Genomic DNA, 16,343 nt, shown 5'->3' on the forward strand with positions numbered 1-16,343 from the left:
ACACCTTCCCAGAATTGGGACACGCTTCCGCAACCCACTGAAAAGAAAGGGCAGAACATGCATCGAGCAGCAGAATGGCGACCCCTTCAGGACTCGAACCTGAAACCGCGGACTTAGAAGGACCGTGCTCTATCCAGTTGAGCTAAGGGGCCGGTTCCCGTCCTCGTTACACCAGCCGCGGCGAAGGGGCAAAGGCGATTCTTGCCGCGCCCGGATGCCGGGCCTAGCGGCAGCAGGCCGAGAGCAGCGGCGCATCCGGCGCGCTGTCGAGCTCCGCCCGGGTGAAGCTCAGGCAGGCGCTCGCCGCATCGACCCAGTATTCCTTCAGATCCACCGCCTCGCCGGAGGCGTTCTCGATCAGCGCCATCGTATGCAGGATCGGCCCGGGCTCGACCTGGCCGAGGCGGATGGCCATCGCGGGATCGGGCGGATCGATGCAGACACGCACGCTGCGCATCACCGGCGCGCGCACGCCGCAGCTCTCCAGAACCTGGCGCATCGAGACGCGGCCCTCCAGCGCATCGGCGATGCCGGGCAGGCGGCCGTCGGGAAACAGGTCGCGGCACAGGCAGAACGGGTTGCCGCCGATCAGCAGAACAGTCTCGTAGCAGAGCAGCTCCTGCTCGGGGGCGCATTTCAGCAGGGCGGCCTCCGCGGTGCTGGCCGGGCGGCGGAACAGCCTGTCGAGGCGGCGCTCCGGCTCGTGCCCGGCCCGGGCCAGGTGGTCCGGCAGGTCGAGCCCGCCCGCGATCGGCAAGGTGACCGGGCGGGGGCGCACGAATATGCCGGAGCCGCGCTGGCTGCGCACCAGGCCGTCCTCGGCCAGCGCCGCGATCGCCCGCCGCAGCGTGTGGCGGTTCACGCCGAAATGCCGCGCCAGCTCGGACTCGGTCGGCAGCTTCTCTCCCGGGCGGTAGCGCCCGCCGAGAATGTCCGCCTTCAGGTCATCGGCGATCCCGCCCCAGATGCTCGTCCTGCCCATGTGCCGCCACAGCCCGAAGCTGCCCTCATCTCCGCGGAACTCGCGGGTCCCACACCGATTTTCGGGTATCATGCTACGTGGCCCGCGTCCTTGCGACAAGTCAACCGTCGCTTGTGTCCCGCTCTGGACAAGCCGTCCGGGGCTTGGCAGTCAGGGCAGGGGACACGGGCCGTCCCGGCTGCGCAGCAGGACCTGCCGATGACCGATCTCATCCTGTCCAATGTACGCCTGCCGCTGGGCGGACGGATGGCCGAGGGCCATCTGGCGGTCCGCCATGGCCGCATCCATGCGGTGGAAACAGGCCCCGCCGGGGTGGCGGGCGCGGTGGATTGCGAGGGCGACATCCTCGCGCCGGGCCTGATCGAGCTGCATACCGACAACCTGGAGCGGCACATCGCGCCGCGCCCGGGCGTCGACTGGCCGCACCAGGCTGCGGTCATGGCTCATGATGCGGAGCTGGCCTCCTGCGGGATCACCACCGTCTTCGACGCGGTGCGGGTGGGCACGCTGACCTATCCCGGGCGGGATACCGGCTACCGCGAATACGCCCGCAAGCTCTGCGACGAGATCCTGGCCATGGCCGACATGGGCGCGCTGAAGATCGGCCATTTCCTGCATCTGCGGGCGGAGGTGCCGACCCAGACGCTGCTGGCCGAGCTCGACGGCTTCGGTCCCGCGGACGGCGTGCGCCTGATCAGCCTGATGGACCATACGCCGGGGCAGAGGCAGTTTGCAGATCCGGCAAAATTCGAGATCTGGACCAAGAAATACATGGGCCTCGACCGCGAGGGGTTCGACCGCTACTGCCGCTTCCTGGTCGAACTGCGCGACGAGATCGGCCCGGGCAACCTGGCGGGTGCAGTGGCACGGGCGCGGGCGCTCGGCGCGGTGCTGGCCAGCCATGACGACACCACCGGAGCGCATGTCGCCGAATCCGCCGCGCAGGGTGTCCGGCTGGCCGAGTTCCCCACCACGGCGGAGGCGGCGGCCGCCTGCCGCGGGCACGGCATCGCGGTGATGATGGGGGCGCCCAACCTGATCCGCGGCGGCTCGCATTCGGGCAATGTCGCGGCGATCGACCTGGCGGAGGCGGGGCTCCTGGACATCCTCAGCTCGGACTACGTGCCGGCGGCGCTGCTCATGGGGGCGGTGATGCTGGGGCGGCACTGGGACGACATGGCGCGCGGGCTTGCGACCGTGACCGAGGCGCCGGCCCGGGCGCTCGGGCTCGAGGACCGCGGGCGGCTGGCGCCGGGGCTGCGCGCCGACCTGCTGCGGTTCCGCGTCACCGACGAAGGCGTGCCGGTGATCCGCGGCGTCTGGTGCGGCGGGCGGCAGGTAGCCTGATCGGCCGCCTCAGCCCATCCGCGCCACCGCCCGGTCGCAGGCCCAGCCGACGGCCCGGTGAAGGAGCAGCGTCATCGCGGCCAGAACGATCAGCGCGGCGAACATCAGGTCGATCTTGGCGCGGCCATTGGCCAGCAGCATCAGGTAGCCCAGACCCTGGCTGGCGCCGACCCATTCGCCGATGATCGCGCCGATCGGCGCATAGACCGCCGCCAGCCGCAGCCCCGAGGCCAGCGACGGGATCGCTGCGGGCACGCGCATGTGCCACAGCACGCTGCGCTTCGGCGCGCCCATGACGCGGGCAAGGTCGAGCCAGCCTGCGGGCGTGCGCATCAGCCCGTCGAAGAAGGCCGAGGCCACGGGAAAGTAGATGATCAGCACCGCCATCAGCACCTTGGACCAGAGCCCGTAGCCCAGCCACAGCGTCAGGATCGGGGCGAGGGCAAAGACCGGCAGCGCCTGGGTCAGCACCAGGGCGGGACGGATCAGGCTGCGGGCAAAGGGCGACACCGCCATGGCCAGCGCGGTCGCCGCGCCGAGGAGCGCGCCCAGCACCAGCCCGGCCAGGACCTCGGCCAGGGTGACGCCCGCATGCTGCAGGATGAGCCCGGCATTCGACCACAGCGCCGTGGCCACGCGCAGCGGCGAGGGCAGGATGAAGGCCGGCATGTCACCGAGCCAGACGATCCCCTGCCAGAGCGCCAGCAATGCGAGCGTGGGCACCAGGTATTTCATGCCGCCGCCCTCATCCGCTTCAAGAGCTCGCCCTGCACCTTCAGGCAGCCGGGATCGTCCACCGCCCGGATCGCAGGGGCCTCCGGCACTTCCACCTCCGACAGACCGTCGGGACCCATCAGCCAGATATGCGCGCCCAGCCGTGCCGCCTCGCCGGGATCATGGGTCACCAGCACCACGGTGCGTCCGGCGAGCATCTCGAAAGCCAGGTCCTGCATCTCGGCGCGGGTCCTGGCGTCGAGCGCCGAGAAGGGCTCGTCGAGCAGCACGACGGGGCGGTCCTCCATCAGCGTGCGCGCCAGCGCCACGCGCTGCCGCTGCCCCCCCGAAAGCTGCGCCGGCCGCCTTGCAGACTGGGCGGACAGCCCGACGCGGGCCAGGAGGGCGCCGACGGCGGCCGGGTCCGCCCGTCCTCCGCGCATCCTGGCGCCCAGCCCGGCATTCTGCGCGGCCGTCAGCCAGGGCAGCAGGTCGTCCTGCTGCGCCATCCAGGCCACGCGGTCGGCCAGCGGCGCGCCATCCGAGGCCGCGACCCTGCCCTCGAAGCGCGCCCCGGTGTCCAGCCCCGCGACCAGCCGTATCAGCGTCGACTTGCCGACGCCCGAAGGCCCGAGGACGCAGGTCCAGCCCGCGGACACGGCGCGGAAATCGAGACCCTCGAACAGCGGCGCCTCGCCCAGCCAGGCCGAGCCTGTCACCTGCAGCCCCGGCGCGCTCATGCGAGGTCCAGCCCCATCTGCCAGAACCCGGCCTCCAGCTTCGTCGCCATCCGGAACCGCTCCGTCACCCGCTCCCAGCGCGGTGCTGCCGCGAAGGGCGTGCCCAGACGCCGTTCCAGCGCCGCGTCGACCGTCGCTCCCACCTCCCGGCAGACCTGCTGGTAGCCGTCGCCGGCATAGGTCGCGATCCACTCGGCATAGGGCGTATCGCCGGCCTCCTCGCCGAGCCTGAGGCCGATCTCGCCATAGCCCAGCACGCAGGGTGCCAGCGCCGCCAGCAGGTCGCAGAGGTCCCCCGATATCCCGGCATCCATGACATAGCGGGTATAGGCCAGGTTCGCCGGGCTCTCCGGCGTGGAGAACAGACGCTCCTCGGTGATGCCCAGCTGCGCGCAGGTGCGGACATGCAGCTGCGCCTCCATCCCGACCAGCGCGTTCACGGTGGCGGCGGCGGTGGTCATTTCCTCCAGCGTTTCGGATTTCACCACCGCCAGCGCCCAGGCCCGGGCGAAATGCATCAGGAACACGTAGTCCTGCACCAGGTAGTGGTGGAACGCCGCCTGCGGAAGCGTCCCGTCCTTCAGCCCCTCGACGAAGGGATGGCGCACATAGGCCGTCCAGTCGCCGCCGCAGGCCTCGCGCCAGGCGGCGAAGGCGCGCCCGTAATCCGGCGCGCTCATTGGGCGCCCAGGTCGATCGCCAGATCGCTCACGGGGCGCACTTCGTCGATCAGGCCCGCGTCGTGCAGAAAGGACTCGAACCGCTTGTAGCGCCCGGAATCGAGCCCGGCCGGCGTCACCGAGAAGCGCGGCCAGGTATCCGCCCAGGCCTTCTCGTTCAGCTCGTCCTGCAGTTCCTTCGCCGTGCCCGAGAACAGTTCCCAGCCTTCCCCTGGGTGGTTGACGATGTATTGCGCCGCCTTCTCCGTGGCCCCGAGGAAGCGCTGGATCATGTCCGCGTCCATCGTCTCGGGATTCGCCACGTAGATCAGCTCGTCATAGGTCGGCAGGCCTTCCTCCTCGACATAGAAGCAGCGGCCGGGCTCGCCCTCGATCTCCATCTGGTTCAGCTCGAAATTGCGGTAGGCGCCGATCACCGCATCGACCTGGCCGGCCATCAGCGCAGGCGACAGCGACCAGTTGACATTGACCAGCTCGACATCGTCCAGCGTCAGCCCGGCCGCCCCGAGGATCTGGCCCAGCACCGCCTCTTCGACGCCCGCGACGGAAAATCCGATCTTCCTGCCCTTGAGGTCGGCGATCTTTCCGATCGGCCCGTCCTGCAGCACCAGCAGGCAGTTCAGCGGCGTGGCGATCAGCGTTCCGACGCGCTTCAGCGGCATGCCCTCGGCGACCTGCAGGTGCAGCTGCGGCTGGTAGCTGACGGCGAGGTCGGCCTTGCCCGCAGCGACCATCTTCGGCGGGTCGGAGGGATCGGCCGGGGCGATGATCTCTACATCCAGGCCGGCCTCTTCGAAATAGCCCAGCTCCTCGGCGACGATGATCGGGCCGTGGTCCGGGTTCACGAACCAGTCGAGCATCAGCGTCATGCGGTCGGCGGCGAGGGCCGGGCTGCCTGCCAGCAGCGCGGCGGTCATCAGAAGGTGTTTCATGCGGTCTCCTCCGGGGTGCGCCAGAGCGCGTGGAAATGGTGGGTCGGTCCGTGGCCGTGGCCGACGGACAGCTGGTCCGCCGCGGCAATGGCCCCGGCGACATAGATTTTCGCGGCGGCGAAGGCGGCGGCATCTTCCGCGCCCTTGGCCAGCTCGGCCGCCAGGGCGGCCGAGAGCGTGCAGCCGGTGCCATGGGTGTTCTTCGTTGGCGTCCGCTTGCCCTCGAACCAGCGGGCAGAGCCGCCCGAGACCATCAGGTCGGGGCTCTCGCCGCCGGGCAGGTGGCCGCCCTTGACGATGGCGCAGGCCGGGCCGAGCCGGGCCAGCGCCTGGCCCTGGGCCAGCATCTCCTCCCGCGTGGCGGCCTCCGCCGCGTCGAGCAGAACCGCCGCCTCCGGCAGGTTCGGCGTGACATGGGTGGCGACCGGCAGGAGATGCGCGCGCAGCGCCGCGACGGCCTCGTCGGCCAGAAGCGACGCGCCGCCCTTGGCCACCATCACCGGGTCTAGCACGACCGGGATGCCGGCATGGGGCTCCAGCGCATCGGCCACGGCGACGGCGATCTCGGCGGTGGCGATCATGCCGATCTTCACCGCATCGACCCGCACATCGGCGAAGACGGCGGCGATCTGGGCGGCGACGAAATCGGCCGGGACCAGATGCACGCCGGCGACGCCCCGGGTGTTCTGCGCGGTCAGCGCGGTCAGCGCGGCCATGCCGTAGCAGCCGCGCGCGGCGAAGGCCTTCAGGTCGGCCTGGATGCCGGCGCCGCCCGAAGGATCGGACCCGGCAATGGACAGGACATTCGCGATCATGCGTCCCTCGCTTTCTTCATGGCATGGGCCAGCACGCGGGCGGCGCGGGCCGGGTCGGGGCGGCCGCAGATGGCCGAGACCACGGCCAGGCCCTGCGCGCCCGCGGCGACGGCCTCGGCCGCATGTCCGTGCTTCACCCCGCCGATGGCGACGGCCGGGACGGGGGAGGCGGCGATGATCTCCGCCAGTCCGGCGAAGCCCGTCGGCGCGGCATGGCCGGGCTTGGTCGCGGTGGCGAAGACCGGCCCGGCGCCGACATAGTCCACCAGCCGGGGATCGATGGCGGCGGCATGGTCCGGCGTCTCCACCGAGATGCCGAGGATCATGTCCGGGCCGATGCGCATCCGCGCCTCGTGCGCGGGCATGTCGCCCTGGCCGACATGCAGCCCCGCGGCGCCGATCTCGATGGCGGCGGCGACATTGTCGTTGACGATCAGCGGCACGCCGGTCCCGGCCAGGGCAGCCTTGAGCGCGCGCCCCGTGGCGACGAATTCCGCGTGCGGCGCCGTCTTGTCCCGCAGCTGCACCGCCGTGACCCCGCCGGCCACTGCACGGACGGCGGTCTCGATCATGCCGATCTGCGCGCAGAGCTCGGGATCGAGCACCAGGTAGACTGACAGGTCGATCGCCCTCATGCCATGCGCACCCGGTCGAGCCCCATGTCGCCGGGCTGCACGGCCGACAGCGCGTCGAGGAAGGCCGGGACGAAGCTGCCCGGCCCGGCGGCGCGCGTGGCGGCGCGCTCGCCCGCGACGGCGAAATGCATCAGCGCCGAAAGCGCCGCCTCGAACGGCTGGGCGACGGCGGCATAGCCGCCCATCAGCGCGGTGAGCGCGCAGCCCGTCGCGGTAACCAGCGGCATGACGGGGGCGCCGCCCATGATCCAGAGCGCGCGGGTGCCGTCGGTGAGGAAGTCCTCGGGCCCGGTCACCGCCGCGACGCAGCCGACCTGCCCGGCCAGCGCGCGGGCCGCGCCCGAGGCTGCCGCCACCGGGTCGCCGGCATCCGCGCCCTTGCCGCTGCCCGATCCGCCGCCGAGGAACAGGATCTCGGAGGCGTTGCCGCGGATGATCGCGGGCTTCCGCGCGGCGAGGTCGCGGCTGACCGCGCCGCGGTAGCGGGTGGCGAAGCAGGCGACCGGGTCGAGCACCCAGGGCACCCCGGCGGCATTTGCGCCGTCGACGGCCGCCGTCATGCCTGCCACCCAATCGGGGCTGAGCGTGCCGATATTGACGGTCAGCGCGCCCGAGATGGCGGCGAATTCGCCGGCTTCCTCGGCCGCATGCACCATGGCGGGCGAGGCGCCCGCCGCCAGCATGACATTGGCGGCATAGTTCATCGCGACGAAATTGGTGATGCACTGCACCAGCGGCGTGGCCGCGCGCAGGCGCGACAGCGCTTCGGCCGGGGTGGTGGCCAGGGTTTCGTCCAGAGCGGTCATAGGCGCCTCCCAACCGGCTTCGGGGAGGCTCACGATGCGCGGGGCAGTCCCCGGCAGCGTCGAAGCGACTCCCTCCGCCGGCATGATCCGGTTCAGGTTCAAAGGGTGCTTCTCAGCCCCGCATTGCGGGACGCCCCTGTCGATTTGGCGACGCTAAGGCCTCGGCGCGGGAATGTCACCCCCGGAAATCGCCTGTGGGGCATGGCCGGGATGAGTCACCGTGACGGCGGCATCGGCGGCGGCGGCCTGCCAGGGCGAGGCCGTGCCGTCGGGCCAGAGCACGCGCAGCTGCACCTGCGCGGCATCGCCCAGCCCGAAATGCTGCGGGCCCAGCTGCCCGCCGCCATGGCCGCCGCCGACGGTGACCTCGCGGGTGACGGTGCGGTCTGCGAGGCGCAGCTCGATCTTCGCGCCGACGGCAGCGGCGTTCGGGGCGGGCTGGCGCAGCGTGACGGCCAGCCAATGGCCGCTTTCCTCCGTCACGTTCCGCCAGACCTCCAGCGGCGCGCGGCGGTTCGAAACCACGAGATCGAGCCGTCCGTCCAGGTCCAGATCGGCCAGCGCGGCGCCGCGGCTGCGCGCCGGGCTGGCCACGCCCGCGGCGACCGACACTTCGCGGAAGGTCCCGTCCGGCTGCTGGCGGAGCAGAGAATTCGGGTCCTCCATCGCCATGTCGGGCATCTGGTCGACATTGCCCTTGGCGATGAACAGGTCGTCCCGCCCATCATTGTCGATGTCGCCGAACTCGACATGCCAGCCGGTGGAGGGCCGCCCGTCGGCCCCGGCATGCGGGCGGTGTGCGGTGGTGCCGCGCGCGAAGGGCACGTCCACATAGGCGGGGCCGGTGGCGCCGGGCACCGGTTCCTGCAGCCGCTGGTCGCCCATCGAGGTCATCATCACCTCGGGCCGTCCGTCGCCGGACAGGTCGCGCGAGGCTATGCCCATGCCCCACAGCTGGAACGGCACCCAGCCATCCTCCGGTCCGTAGAGCCGCGGGGTCTCCTCCATCGCCCACATCTGCTCCTGCCCGCCGCGGACATAGTAATGCCGGTCGTTGGACACCCGCAGGTCGGCGCGCCCGCCGCCCCAGTCGGAGAACAGCATCGAGAGCGCGCAGAAGCCGGGCTCCAACGGCAGGGGCGGGCCGTAGCGGCCACCTTCGGGACGGTAGAGGAAATTGGCGTCGCAGGCCTCGAAGGGTCCGTCCGGATCGGCGCGGTCGACATAGGAGCCGAAGGCCAGCGTCGGCAGGCTCCGACCCGGCTCCCAAGTGGCGGAGAAGGCGGTGCTCCAATGGTCGCCGCTGCCGAATCCCAAGTCATCGAAGGGGACGAAGCTGCAGTCCGGCCCGCCCTTCAGCAGCTGGTCCGGCCCGGCGCGCAGGACGGCAAGGTCGGTCCGGCCGTCGCCGTCGATGTCGAGCGGATAGAGCCCGGTCGCCCGGGTGACCGCCAGCGCCTCCGGCGTCTCCGCCTCGAAGCGCATCCCGCCGCGGTTCCGCAGCAGCATGGCCGGGGTCTCGCCTCCGGCCGCGGCGATCTCGGGCAGGGCGTCGCCGTCGCAGTCGAACACCGCCACGCCGCCGCCGGTGAAGAATTCCCAGCCGCCGCCATAGACATGCTCCGGCACCGCGACGGGCTGGAACCGGGGATCGGCCGCCGCGGGCAGGGCGAGCAGGCAGAGGAGCAGTTCAGGCCGCATCTTCGCCCAGCCCCGCCAGCGCCCGCGCCGCCAGTCCCTCGATCGCATAGGCCGCTGCGCCGCGCGCCCACATCAGGTCGTCCCAGCGGTGCACCCGGATCTCGGGCGGGGGACCGCCGACCTGCACGGTCTGGCCCGCAACCATTGCAATGACCTTCTCGTCATAGAGGTAGTCGTGCTGCGCCAGCTCGCCCGAGAGGATGATCAGCTGCGGGTCGAAGATGTTGACCAGGTTGGCCAGCCCCATGGCGAAGATCCGCTCGGCCCGGGCGACGATGCTGGCCGCCATCGGCTCGCCCGCGCGGGCCTGCGCCAGCAGCGCCTCCATGTCCGCCTGCGGCTCGCCCGCGCGCTGGCCGGGACGCAGCGCCGCCTCGCGCAGCAGCGCGTAGTCGGCGATATAGGCCTCGAGGCAGCCGCGCTGGCCGCAGCGGCACAGCGCGCCGTCGATCTGCACCTTGGTATGGCCGAATTCCGCGCCGCAGCCGCGCGTGCCGCGGTAGATGCGGCCGCCCAGCACGATGCCGAGGCCGACGCCCGATTCCACGGTTACCACAAGGAAGTCGTCGATCCCCTTGCCCTCGCCGAAATAGAGCTCGGCCATGGCCACCAGGTTGGCATCGTTGTCGATGAACGAAGGCAGGCCGGAGGCCTCCTCCAGCGCGGCGCGGAAGGGCGCGTTGCGGGCGTCGAGCGCAGGCGACCAGCGTGCCACGCCCGCCTCGGCATCGACGATCCCGGCCAGCGCCGCGCCGATCCCCGAGACCTCGGCCATGCCGTGCCCGGCGGCGCGGGCGGCGGCCTCCACCGCGGCGGCGACATCGCGCGCCAGGTCCGCGGGCGCCTGCACCTGCGCCGTGAGGGGCAGCGCCGCCTCGCCGAGCACTTGGCCGGTGAAATCCGCGACCGCCGCCGAGATCGTCCGGTCGGCGACCTTGGCGCCTGCCACCAGATGCGCGGCGCCGCGGATCTGCAGCCCTACCCGCGGACGGCCGCGGCGGGCATCGCCGGTGGCCACCAGCGCGGCGCTTTCCTCGATCAGCCCGGCGGCCATCAGCTCGGCGGTGATCGCCGTCACCGTCGCCTGGCTGAGCCCGGTGCGGCGCGCGAGATCGACCCGGGCGATAGACCCGGCGCGGCGGATTTCGCCCAGGATGGCGTGGCGCCCCTGGCTGCGCTGGTCTCGGATCATCTGCCGTCCTCCCTGGATGCAGGATGGCGGGATTCCGCGGCGGGAGCCAGAATTTATTTTGCGTCCCGAATTTAACTCTGCTAGCGATGGGGCAGGCGTTCAACCGGAGGGGAGTCCGGGCGGCGCCGCAACGGGAGGACATCATGAACACATTCAGGACCACCGCTCTGGCGGTGCTGGCCGCGACTGTCTCGACGGCAGCTCTGGCCGCCGACATCACCGTGGGCGTCAGCTGGTCGAACTTCCAGGAGGAGCGCTGGAAGACCGACGAGGGCGCGATCAAGGCGGCGCTGGAAGCGGCGGGCGCGGAGTATGTCTCGGCGGACGCGCAGTCATCCTCGGCCAAGCAGCTTTCCGACGTGGAGAGCCTGATTGCCCAGGGCGTGGATGCGCTGATCATCCTGGCCCAGGACAGCCAGGCGATCGGCCCGGCGGTGCAGGCGGCGACCGACGAGGGCATCCCGGTCGTGGGCTATGACCGGCTGATCGACGATCCGCGCGCCTTCTACCTGACCTTCGACAATGTCGAAGTGGGGCGGATGCAGGCCCGCGCGGTGCTGGCCGAGGCGCCCGAGGGCAACTACGTGATGATCAAGGGCTCGCCCACCGACCCGAACGCGGATTTCCTGCGCGGCGGCCAGCAGGAAGTGCTGCAGGAGGCGATCGACGCAGGCAAGATCACCATTGTCGGCGAGGCCTATACCGACGGCTGGCTGCCCGCCAACGCGCAGCGCAACATGGAGCAGATCCTGACCGCCAACGACAACAAGGTCGACGCGGTCGTGGCCTCCAATGACGGCACTGCGGGCGGCGCTGTGGCGGCGCTGACGGCGCAGGGGATGGACGGCATCCCGGTCTCGGGGCAGGACGGCGACCATGCCGCGCTGAACCGCATCGCGCTGGGCACCCAGACGGTCAGCGTCTGGAAGGATGCGCGCGACCTGGGCCGCGAGGCCGCGGAGATCGCCGTCGCCATGGCCGGGGGCACGGCCATGGCCGATATCGACGGCGCCGAGATGTGGACCTCGCCCTCGGGCAAGGAGCTGACCGCGAAGTTCCTCAAGCCGGTGCCTGTCACCGCCGAGAGCCTGACCGTCGTGGTCGACGCGGGCTGGATCACCAAGGATGCGCTCTGCCAGGGCGTGACCGCGGGCCCGGCTCCCTGCAACTGAGCTGAACCACGGATAGGGCGGGGCCGGGGAGGGCCCTTGCCCGCGCGCCGGGCGGTCCGCCGTCCGGCGCTGCACAGGCTGGCGGAACCGGGAGGACGGGTCATGGCCGAAACGACGGGTGCCGGAGCGGCGCCGAAACGGGGTTTCCTGAAAGCGCTGGAGATCGATACGCGGCTGCTTGGCATGATCGGCGCCTTCATCGCCGTCTGCCTGGTCTTCAACCTGATGACCGACGGCCGCTTCCTGACGGCGCGCAACATCTTCAACCTGACGATCCAGACGGTCAGCGTGGCGATCATGGCCACAGGCATGGTCTTCGTGATCGTCACGAGGCATATCGACCTGTCGGTGGGCTCGCTGCTGGCGACCTGCTCGGCGGTGATGGCGATGATGCAGACGCGCTGGCTGCCGGACATGCTGGGGCTGGAGATCGGCCATCCGCTGCTGCCCTGGCTGTCGATCCTGTCGGGGCTTGCCGTCGGCGGCGCGATCGGCGCCTTCAACGGCTGGCTGGTCGGCTACCTGACCATTCCGGCCTTCATCGTGACGCTGGGCGGGCTGCTGGTCTGGCGCAACGTCGCCTGGTACATGACCAGCGGCCAGACCATCGGTCCGCTCGATCCGACCTATGTGGCCTTCGGCGGGATCAACGGCACGCTCGGCCCGGCGGCCAGCTGGGTCGTCGGGCTGGCGGCGACCGCGGTGGGGGTCTTCGCACTGGTCTCCGCGCGCCGCGCCAAGGTGGGGCACGGCCAGCCGGTCAAGCCGCTCTGGGCCGAGGTGGTGCTGGCCGCGCTGATCGCCGCGGCGATCCTCGGCTTCGTCGCCATCCTAAATGCCTATGACATTCCCTCAGCACGGCTGGCGCGGATCTTCGAGGCCCGCGGCGAGACCATGCCGGAAGGCTACACCGAAGGCTACGGCATTCCCTATTCGGTGCTGCTCTTGATCTTCATCGCCATCGTGATGACGGTTACGGCGCAGCGCACGCGGCTGGGCCGCTACATCTTCGCCACCGGCGGCAACCCGGACGCGGCGGAGCTGTCGGGGATCAACACGCGGCTGCTGACGGTCAAGATCTTCGCCATCATGGGCGTGCTCTGCGCGCTGGCGGGCATGGTCGCCTCGGCGCGTCTGGCGAACCACTCCAACGACATCGGCACGCTGGACGAGTTGCGGGTGATCGCGGCAGCGGTGATCGGCGGCACGGCACTGTCGGGCGGGATCGGCACGATCTACGGCGCCATCCTCGGCGCGCTGATCATGCAGTCGCTGCAGTCCGGCATGGCGATGGTCGGCGTTGACGCGCCGTTCCAGAACATCGTGGTCGGCGCCGTGCTGGTCCTGGCTGTTCTGATCGACATCATCTACCGCAAGCGCACGGGAGCAAGCTGATGGCCATCGACCGGACTGGAACTCCGCTGGTGGAGATGGAGAACATGTGCATCAGCTTCGGCGGCATCCGCGCCGTCGACGATGTCAGCGTCAATCTCTGGCCCGGCGAGGTGGTCGGGCTGCTCGGGCACAACGGCGCGGGCAAGTCGACGCTGATCAAGATGCTTTCGGGCGCCTATCACGCCGACCGCGGCACGATCCGCATCAACGGCGAGGAGGCGCATATCCACAATCCCCGCGACGCGAGGCGCTACAACATCGAGACGATCTACCAGACGCTGGCGCTGGCCGACAACCTGAACGCCTCGGCCAACCTGTTTCTCGGGCGCGAGCTGGTGACGGCGACGGGGCTGGTGGACGATGCGCGGATGGAAGCGGAGACCGCGCGGATCATGGCGCGGCTGAACCCGAATTTCCGCAAGTTCCGCGACCCGGTGAGCGCGCTCTCGGGCGGGCAGCGGCAATCGGTGGCGATCGCGCGGGCGGTGTATTTCAACGCGCGCATCCTGATCATGGACGAGCCCACCGCCGCGCTGGGGCCGCACGAGACGCAGATGGTCTCGGAGCTGATCGAGGAGCTGAAGCGCCAGGGGATCGGCATCTTCCTGATCAGCCACGACATCCATGACGTGATGAAGCTCTGCGACCGGGCGAGCGTGATGAAGAACGGCCAGCTGGTGGGCACGGTGGACGTCGCCAAGGTCACCGATGACGACCTGCTGGGGATGATCATCCTCGGCAAGCACCCGGGCCAGCACGCCGCGGCGTGACCGAGGCAGGGGGGAACCGAGGTTTCCCCCCTGACCCCCCTTCTGCCGCCCGGTGTCGACCTTCGGGTCGCGGTCGTTTAGGGCGGGACGAGCCCGGACGGAGGATGCCCATGACCAAGCTCTATATCGATGCCGATGCCTGCCCGGTGAAGGCCGAGGCCGAGCGGGTGGCAACGCGGCTGAAGGTGCCGATGCTGCTGGTGTGCAATGGCGGGCTGCGGCCGTCGCAGAACCCGCTGGTGGAGCTTGTCGTGGTGCCGGACGGTCCCGATGTCGCCGACCAGTGGATCGCGGAGCGCTGCGGTCCCGGCGATGTGGTGGTGACCGCCGACCTGGTGCTGGCCGACCGCTGCATCAAGGCCGGGGCGCAGGTGATCCAGCATGACGGCGAGGTGCTGAGCGCGGCCAATATCGGCGGGCGGCTGGCCACGCGCGACCTGATGGCCGATCTGCGCGCGGCTGATCCGTTCCGCCAGGGCAGCGGCAAGGGCTTCGGCAAGGCCGAGCGGGCGCGCTTCCTGCAGGGACTCGACCGGGTGATGGCGAAGGCGGTGCGGGGAGGCGCCTGACGCGGTCGCATGGGGGCTCAACCGGTCCGGCGTCGCAGGCGGGGCAGTCCGAGTCCGGGATGCCGGCGGCAGGGAGGCAGGCAACGGGATGGCGGCATCGCCAAGGGCGCACCGCTTGGCGAACACTCTCGCGTCATCGCCCGGCGTCGATGCTAGCCATTCGGCACGGAGCCGCGTCGGCAGGGCCGGATTGATCCAGGCCGTGTCCTGGTGCGGCTCGAGGCCGTGCAAGTCCGGGTTCAGGTGGGTTGCAGAGTTGTGCAGCAGGAAGTCGGAGGCCGCCAGGAAGGCGGTCGAAGTCGCGATGCCGTGGATGCCGGCATCGAAATCCGCGTAGCCGGCCTGGATGTCATTGACCGGATCGAAGAACATGCAATGCGCGGCGGCGACATCGCCGGCAACCGGTGGCGCGCCGATATCGACCGGGATTTCGACGTGACGGCAATGTTCCGGTCCTTGTCGGACGCGAAGAGGTGCAGCAGCCGGAAGGTGACGCTCCCGACGCTGAAACCGAAGGACGGGTCGAGGATCGCGAAGCTGCCGGTGCCGAAGCTGCTGCCGCCGGTGATGGCGCCTCCGGCGGCAGTCGCGGATGCGAGGCCGGCCGAGAGCAGCAAGGCCGCGGCGGGAAAGAAAAACGCGCATTTTTTCAAAGTCCGGGTGTTGCAAAGGGAAATGTGCGCAATGTCGCGAATGTCAGGGCGAAAAGAAAAGCCCGCCCCTGCAACGGCAGGAGCGGGCGGATCCGGCAGGCTGGTCCCGCTTGCGCGGGATGTGCCGGCTCAGTTCTTGGTCTTGTCGACCATCTTGCCGGCCGAGATCCACGGCATCATGCCGCGCAGCTTGGCGCCGGTTTCCTCGATCAGGTGCTCGTCATTGGCACGGCGCGAGGCTTTCAGGAACGGCTGGCCGACCTGGTTTTCGAGCATGAAATCGCGGACGAACTTGCCCTGCTGGATGTCGGTCAGGACCTCTTTCATCGCCTTCTTGGTCTGCTCGTAGGGCAGGATCCGCGGGCCGGTGACGTACTGGCCGTATTCGGCGGTGTTGGAGATCGAGTAGTCCATGTTGGCGATGCCGCCTTCATAGATCAGGTCGACGATCAGCTTCACTTCGTGCAGGCACTCGAAATAGGCCATCTCGGGGGCATAGCCCGCCTCGACCAGGGTCTCGAAGCCGCAGCGGATCAGCTCGACCAGACCGCCGCAGAGCACGGCCTGCTCGCCGAACAGGTCGGTCTCGCATTCCTCGCGGAAGTTGGTCTCGATGATGCCCGAGCGGCCGCCGCCGATGGCGGAGCAGTAGGACAGGCCGATTTCCAGCGCGCGGCCGGTGGCGTTCTGGTGGACCGCCACGAGGCAGGGCACGCCGCCGCCCTTGACGTATTCGCCGCGCACGGTGTGGCCCGGGCCCTTCGGCGCCATCATGATCACGTCGACGCCCGGCTTCGGCTCGATCAGGCCGAAATGCACGTTCAGGCCGTGCGCGAAGGCGATGGCGGCGCCTTCCTTCAGGTTGTCATGGACGTATTTCTTGTAGGTCTCGGCCTGCAGCTCGTCGGGCATGGTGAACATGATGACGTCGCACCATGCTGCGGCTTCGGCGATGCCCATGACCTTCAGGCCTTCGGCTTCGGCCTTCTTCGCCGACGGGGAGCCTTCGCGCAGGGCGACGACGACGTTCTTGGCACCGGAGTCGCGCAGGTTCAGCGCGTGGGCGTGGCCCTGGGAGCCGTAGCCCAGGATGGCCACGTTCAGGTCCTTGATCAGGTTCACATCGCAGTCGCGATCGTAGTAGACGCGCATCGGTATTCCTCCGGTTTGTCGCTGTCACGTGTCCGGGCAGAATAGTCATTCGGGCGGCATGAGCTCTGCAATATTCGCAAGTATTGCG

16 protein-coding genes, 1 tRNA gene and 1 riboswitch are annotated in these 16,343 nt (G+C 70.1%); of the genes, 5 read left to right on the top strand and 12 right to left on the bottom strand.

Features of this window, described 5'->3' with window-relative positions:
- Window positions 1-75: 75 nt before the first annotated feature.
- Together HCC78_RS08175 and HCC78_RS08180 are read right to left on the bottom strand one after the other, a co-directional pair.
- Window positions 76-152 (bottom strand) — tRNA-Arg (locus HCC78_RS08175).
- 71 nt (window positions 153-223) lie between these two features.
- Window positions 224-982, bottom strand: coding sequence for a GntR family transcriptional regulator (locus HCC78_RS08180; RefSeq protein ID WP_172328267.1), 759 nt, complete (start codon window positions 980-982; stop codon window positions 224-226).
- Window positions 983-1,180: 198 nt separating this feature from the next.
- Here HCC78_RS08180 and HCC78_RS08185 point away from each other — a divergent pair, with 198 nt between their 5' ends.
- Entirely contained in the window at window positions 1,181-2,329 is a 1,149-nt protein-coding gene (locus tag HCC78_RS08185; RefSeq protein WP_172328268.1) for an alpha-D-ribose 1-methylphosphonate 5-triphosphate diphosphatase, read from the top strand.
- 9 nt (window positions 2,330-2,338) lie between these two features.
- On the opposite strand, the gene HCC78_RS08190 is transcribed toward HCC78_RS08185, so the two are convergent.
- The 9 genes from HCC78_RS08190 to HCC78_RS08230 all read right to left on the bottom strand — a co-directional run bounded on the left by HCC78_RS08190 (window position 2,339) and on the right by HCC78_RS08230 (window position 10,544).
- Window positions 2,339-3,064: an ABC transporter permease gene (locus tag HCC78_RS08190; RefSeq protein ID WP_172328269.1), complete on the bottom strand. Its 726-nt coding sequence runs from the start codon at window positions 3,062-3,064 to the stop codon at window positions 2,339-2,341.
- Entirely contained in the window at window positions 3,061-3,783 is a 723-nt protein-coding gene (locus HCC78_RS08195) for an ABC transporter ATP-binding protein (protein WP_172328270.1), read from the bottom strand. The genes HCC78_RS08190 and HCC78_RS08195 overlap by 4 nt, the downstream gene beginning before the upstream one ends.
- Window positions 3,780-4,463 (bottom strand): thiaminase II, encoded by a 684-nt coding sequence (tenA, locus tag HCC78_RS08200; RefSeq protein ID WP_172328271.1) that lies wholly within the window; start codon window positions 4,461-4,463, stop codon window positions 3,780-3,782. Before tenA ends, HCC78_RS08195 begins: the two co-directional genes overlap by 4 nt.
- A complete protein-coding gene (locus HCC78_RS08205) occupies window positions 4,460-5,395 on the bottom strand; it encodes an ABC transporter substrate-binding protein (protein ID WP_172328272.1) in 936 nt (311 codons plus the stop codon). Before HCC78_RS08205 ends, tenA begins: the two co-directional genes overlap by 4 nt.
- A complete protein-coding gene (thiD, locus tag HCC78_RS08210; protein WP_172328273.1) occupies window positions 5,392-6,210 on the bottom strand; it encodes a bifunctional hydroxymethylpyrimidine kinase/phosphomethylpyrimidine kinase in 819 nt (272 codons plus the stop codon). The genes HCC78_RS08205 and thiD overlap by 4 nt, the downstream gene beginning before the upstream one ends.
- On the bottom strand, window positions 6,207-6,836 hold the full coding sequence (gene thiE, locus HCC78_RS08215) for a thiamine phosphate synthase (protein ID WP_371743798.1): 630 nt from the start codon (window positions 6,834-6,836) through the stop codon (window positions 6,207-6,209). The genes thiD and thiE overlap by 4 nt, the downstream gene beginning before the upstream one ends.
- Window positions 6,837-6,841: 5 nt before the next feature.
- Complete coding sequence (gene thiM, locus HCC78_RS08220) at window positions 6,842-7,651, bottom strand: hydroxyethylthiazole kinase (protein ID WP_172328275.1); 810 nt, start codon at window positions 7,649-7,651, stop codon at window positions 6,842-6,844.
- Between the two features lie 52 nt (window positions 7,652-7,703).
- Window positions 7,704-7,799: riboswitch (TPP riboswitch) on the bottom strand.
- Between the two features lie 5 nt (window positions 7,800-7,804).
- On the bottom strand, window positions 7,805-9,352 hold the full coding sequence (locus HCC78_RS08225) for a CRTAC1 family protein (protein ID WP_172328276.1): 1,548 nt from the start codon (window positions 9,350-9,352) through the stop codon (window positions 7,805-7,807).
- Window positions 9,342-10,544: an ROK family transcriptional regulator gene (locus tag HCC78_RS08230; protein WP_172328277.1), complete on the bottom strand. Its 1,203-nt coding sequence runs from the start codon at window positions 10,542-10,544 to the stop codon at window positions 9,342-9,344. Before HCC78_RS08230 ends, HCC78_RS08225 begins: the two co-directional genes overlap by 11 nt.
- Window positions 10,545-10,687: 143 nt before the next feature.
- On the opposite strand from HCC78_RS08230, the gene xylF reads away from it, so the two are divergent.
- The 4 genes from xylF to HCC78_RS08250 all read left to right on the top strand — a co-directional run bounded on the left by xylF (window position 10,688) and on the right by HCC78_RS08250 (window position 14,450).
- Window positions 10,688-11,716 carry a D-xylose ABC transporter substrate-binding protein gene (xylF, locus tag HCC78_RS08235; RefSeq protein WP_172328278.1) on the top strand — a complete coding sequence of 343 codons (1,029 nt, stop codon included), beginning with the start codon at window positions 10,688-10,690 and terminating at the stop codon, window positions 11,714-11,716.
- Between the two features lie 102 nt (window positions 11,717-11,818).
- On the top strand, window positions 11,819-13,111 hold the full coding sequence (locus HCC78_RS08240) for a sugar ABC transporter permease (protein WP_172328279.1): 1,293 nt from the start codon (window positions 11,819-11,821) through the stop codon (window positions 13,109-13,111).
- Entirely contained in the window at window positions 13,111-13,881 is a 771-nt protein-coding gene (locus tag HCC78_RS08245) for an ATP-binding cassette domain-containing protein (RefSeq protein WP_172328280.1), read from the top strand. Before HCC78_RS08240 ends, HCC78_RS08245 begins: the two co-directional genes overlap by 1 nt.
- A 110-nt stretch (window positions 13,882-13,991) precedes the next feature.
- The gene (locus HCC78_RS08250; RefSeq protein WP_172328281.1) at window positions 13,992-14,450 is read left to right on the top strand and encodes a YaiI/YqxD family protein; all 459 of its coding nucleotides are present in this window, start codon (window positions 13,992-13,994) and stop codon (window positions 14,448-14,450) included.
- Window positions 14,451-15,232: 782 nt separating this feature from the next.
- Here the strand turns inward: HCC78_RS08250 and ilvC are convergent.
- Window positions 15,233-16,255, bottom strand: a complete 1,023-nt coding sequence (gene ilvC / locus HCC78_RS08255; RefSeq protein ID WP_172328282.1) for a ketol-acid reductoisomerase — start codon at window positions 16,253-16,255, stop codon at window positions 15,233-15,235.
- Window positions 16,256-16,343 lie beyond the last annotated feature (88 nt).

Source organism: Mangrovicoccus sp. HB161399 (assembly GCF_013184745.1).
Lineage (GTDB): Bacteria > Pseudomonadota > Alphaproteobacteria > Rhodobacterales > Rhodobacteraceae > Mangrovicoccus.

Excerpts from the sequence above, each read along its gene's own strand:
- HCC78_RS08180 (WP_172328267.1), bottom strand. The coding sequence starts at position 982 with ATGGGCAGGACGAGCATCTGGGGCGGGATCGCCGATGACCTGAAGGCG.
- HCC78_RS08185 (WP_172328268.1), top strand. The coding sequence starts at position 1,181 with ATGACCGATCTCATCCTGTCCAATGTACGCCTGCCGCTGGGCGGACGG.
- HCC78_RS08190 (WP_172328269.1), bottom strand. The coding sequence starts at position 3,064 with ATGAAATACCTGGTGCCCACGCTCGCATTGCTGGCGCTCTGGCAGGGG.
- HCC78_RS08195 (WP_172328270.1), bottom strand. The coding sequence starts at position 3,783 with ATGAGCGCGCCGGGGCTGCAGGTGACAGGCTCGGCCTGGCTGGGCGAG.
- tenA (WP_172328271.1), bottom strand. The coding sequence starts at position 4,463 with ATGAGCGCGCCGGATTACGGGCGCGCCTTCGCCGCCTGGCGCGAGGCC.
- HCC78_RS08205 (WP_172328272.1), bottom strand. The coding sequence starts at position 5,395 with ATGAAACACCTTCTGATGACCGCCGCGCTGCTGGCAGGCAGCCCGGCC.
- thiD (WP_172328273.1), bottom strand. The coding sequence starts at position 6,210 with ATGATCGCGAATGTCCTGTCCATTGCCGGGTCCGATCCTTCGGGCGGC.
- thiM (WP_172328275.1), bottom strand. The coding sequence starts at position 7,651 with ATGACCGCTCTGGACGAAACCCTGGCCACCACCCCGGCCGAAGCGCTG.
- HCC78_RS08225 (WP_172328276.1), bottom strand. The coding sequence starts at position 9,352 with ATGCGGCCTGAACTGCTCCTCTGCCTGCTCGCCCTGCCCGCGGCGGCC.
- HCC78_RS08230 (WP_172328277.1), bottom strand. The coding sequence starts at position 10,544 with ATGATCCGAGACCAGCGCAGCCAGGGGCGCCACGCCATCCTGGGCGAA.
- xylF (WP_172328278.1), top strand. The coding sequence starts at position 10,688 with ATGAACACATTCAGGACCACCGCTCTGGCGGTGCTGGCCGCGACTGTC.
- HCC78_RS08240 (WP_172328279.1), top strand. The coding sequence starts at position 11,819 with ATGGCCGAAACGACGGGTGCCGGAGCGGCGCCGAAACGGGGTTTCCTG.
- HCC78_RS08245 (WP_172328280.1), top strand. The coding sequence starts at position 13,111 with ATGGCCATCGACCGGACTGGAACTCCGCTGGTGGAGATGGAGAACATG.
- HCC78_RS08250 (WP_172328281.1), top strand. The coding sequence starts at position 13,992 with ATGACCAAGCTCTATATCGATGCCGATGCCTGCCCGGTGAAGGCCGAG.
- ilvC (WP_172328282.1), bottom strand. The coding sequence starts at position 16,255 with ATGCGCGTCTACTACGATCGCGACTGCGATGTGAACCTGATCAAGGAC.